Raw genomic sequence first — 2,508 nt, 5'->3', positions numbered from 1 at the left:
CAGCTGGTCCAAAAGGTCTTTGTCGATGCTCATACGTGGGTCTCCTCATCTCAGAGCTACCACGCCAGGGCACAGAATTCCGGACAGTCTCCCGCGAACATCTCAACATATTCCTCGAAGCTTACAACTTCGCGAAACGGCTGAAGACGCTCAAAGGCCTGACTGTCTTCGAACTCATCAAGCAGAAGTGGACATCAGAGCCTGAGCGTTTCAGACTTCATCCAGACCACCTCATCCCGGGACCGAACATTTAATTCCGTAACTTCAACCGAAGATCCAAGATCGAAAAGGGAGCGTCACCGGACGCTTACCACTGACTCTTAACTGCTCCCGCTATAGAGTGGGCGTAGATGTCGCGATTGGATATCAACGTGGCCATCCAAACAGTATGAACCTTGCTGAGGTCACACAATCAAACTCCATGAAAGCCAAATCGAGCGCAAGCTCCACGTTCATCAACGGTGCTCTGGGTTTGGCAGAATGTCGCGAGTGTGCTCAGATATAGCCGCGGATGTCGAACTCAGGATCGAGATATTTGCCAAGCAGCGCGTTCCGGCGTGTTTCGTACTCGTCGGCATGCATCGCAAACTGAACCACGTCGACATAGCCCTCGGGTAGTCGTCGGGCCCGGCGCAATATCCCTTCTTCTCTCGCCCCTATGCGTCGGTTTGATGCCAATGATGCCATATTGGGCGCCAGCACGCCGGTCCAAAGCCGACTGAGACCCAGACCGCGAAAACCATATTCGAACAGCATTGCTAACATTTCGGTACCGTAGCCGCGCCCGCGGACCGAAACGTCGCCGAGCAACCGCCCATAGGTCGCTTGGCTATCCTTTTTCTTTATGCTGCTCAGACGAACATTGCCTATATGCCGGTCATCAGAACGCTGGCAAACGGCCATGAGATGGTCGCCTGCCCGTCGATTTGTCTCAATATATGCGCATAGGTCGACGCGCGATTGATTAAGTGGCGCGTCCAAATGTGGTCGGTCTTGTTCCGCGTTGATCCAATGCAGCCAACCGTTATCGATGTCGGCCTCGGTCACCGCCCGCAAGTACAGGCGCAAACCGAGCGGGAATTGGCGCGAAGTTTCTATTGGCAACTTTAATGTTAGTGTATCAGAAGGCATCCGAGTATACCATCGTTAAATTCACGGCTCCGAACCTGCTTGTCGGCTCAAAGCATGACGATAACAAAGTTAGAACAGGTAGTATCTGCGGCGAATACGATATCCTCGGCTTTTGAGACCACAAAATCATCGACGGCGCGCACACATCCCGGCCATCTTCGAGAATAGTCGTCAACGATTATCGTCGCTCCGGGCGCGCGTCGTTCATAGATCCACTCAAGCGCACCACTCACAGGCTCGTGCAAGTCTAGATCCACATGAGCGAAATCAAATCGTTCGTCCAAATTCGGGAGTTCTGCTGGAATCCAGCCAGAATGCAAAATCGCCTTAGGCATAAGCCGCCTAATGTGCGCCATGTCAGGGCTCATCTCGCCGAAAGTGCTTCCGGGCAATGTATCTAGCTCAGTCTTTTCTGACAGACCCGCAAATGAATCGAAGATATGGTGTCGATCCTCCTGGCGATCAAGGACCGACATTATCATCATCGAACTTTGCCCACGAAAAACGCCGAACTCGGCCGTTGTCACCGCTGAACGGGCCCGAAGATGCTTCAAATGCTGGAACAAGAAATATTTCCTACGAACTTTTGCTGCGGAAGCCTCGATATTGGGCGCACACGCCTCATGAATGCTCTCGTAGAGAGCAATGTACTCCTCGGGAAATACCGGAGCACGTGGCGCGGTTTTTGCCATCTGACGAACGGATTTGACTCTAGGAGAGATAAACCGGGAAAATACTTCGCCAAACATGACAATGACCTTCTATTCAACTATTGTCGTCGGATCGGAGCAACCAAAACTGAAGAACGCTCTCGGTCGGAGCACGCCGATCATGACGCGAAATTAGGAGTGTCACCCGAGGTCCTTCGCCTTTTGAGGTTTCTGGCATACGACGTTTGGGGACGCAAGATTCGGTTTTCATCTAGCGTTGATGTGCCGTCCGTATTTCGTAGCTTCCTGAGCTGGAACTCTCCAATTATTGTCATACACTGGACCTATCCCGGTTTGATTCCACCCCAAGTTCTCATTTAGGCGGCCTTGGCTTCGAATGCCAATAGGCATTTCCATCCCAGAGCCGAGTGCCATCGGCGCGGATTGTAGAAGACATTGATGTATTCGAAGATGGCCATTTCAGCTTCGCGGCGACAGGCCCATGATTTCGGCCACAGCACTTCGGCCTTGATCGTTTTGAAGAAGGTTTCCACGGCGGCGTTGTCAAAGCAGTTTCCAGTTCCGCTCATTGAGACCTGGAAGCCATGCTGGCGCAGAAGCTTCTGATAGTCGTGAGAGCAATATTGGGCGAATTCAACCGGTCGTCGCAACACCTTCGATTGCATCTTGTTTGAGTAGCTGTTCGAGAGCTTCTGCCGGTGTTTGC

General features: G+C 52.2%; 3 protein-coding genes and 1 pseudogene. 1 reads left to right on the top strand and 3 read right to left on the bottom strand.

Translation table 11 applies throughout. From position 1 onward, the window contains the following. Positions 1–254: pseudogene (locus tag ACXAIC_RS24640) on the top strand (hypothetical protein); the annotation flags it as partial. Between the two features lie 241 nt (positions 255–495). Here the strand turns inward: ACXAIC_RS24640 and ACXAIC_RS24635 are convergent. The 3 genes from ACXAIC_RS24635 to ACXAIC_RS24625 form a co-directional block, all read right to left on the bottom strand. Then, entirely contained in the window at positions 496–1,131 is a 636-nt protein-coding gene (locus tag ACXAIC_RS24635) for a GNAT family N-acetyltransferase (protein WP_475187054.1), read from the bottom strand. Between the two features lie 47 nt (positions 1,132–1,178). Beyond that, positions 1,179–1,880 carry a TylF/MycF/NovP-related O-methyltransferase gene (locus tag ACXAIC_RS24630; protein ID WP_475187052.1) on the bottom strand — a complete coding sequence of 234 codons (702 nt, stop codon included), beginning with the start codon at positions 1,878–1,880 and terminating at the stop codon, positions 1,179–1,181. Positions 1,881–2,158: 278 nt separating this feature from the next. Continuing rightward, positions 2,159–2,508: integrase core domain-containing protein (locus ACXAIC_RS24625; RefSeq protein ID WP_475187050.1), on the bottom strand; the 350-nt coding region annotated here is incomplete at its 5' end.

It is taken from the genome of Roseibium sp. AWQ4_254 (assembly GCF_056161025.1).
Note: the sequence above shows the minus strand (reverse complement) of the source record. Positions and strands in the feature narration are given on the sequence as shown.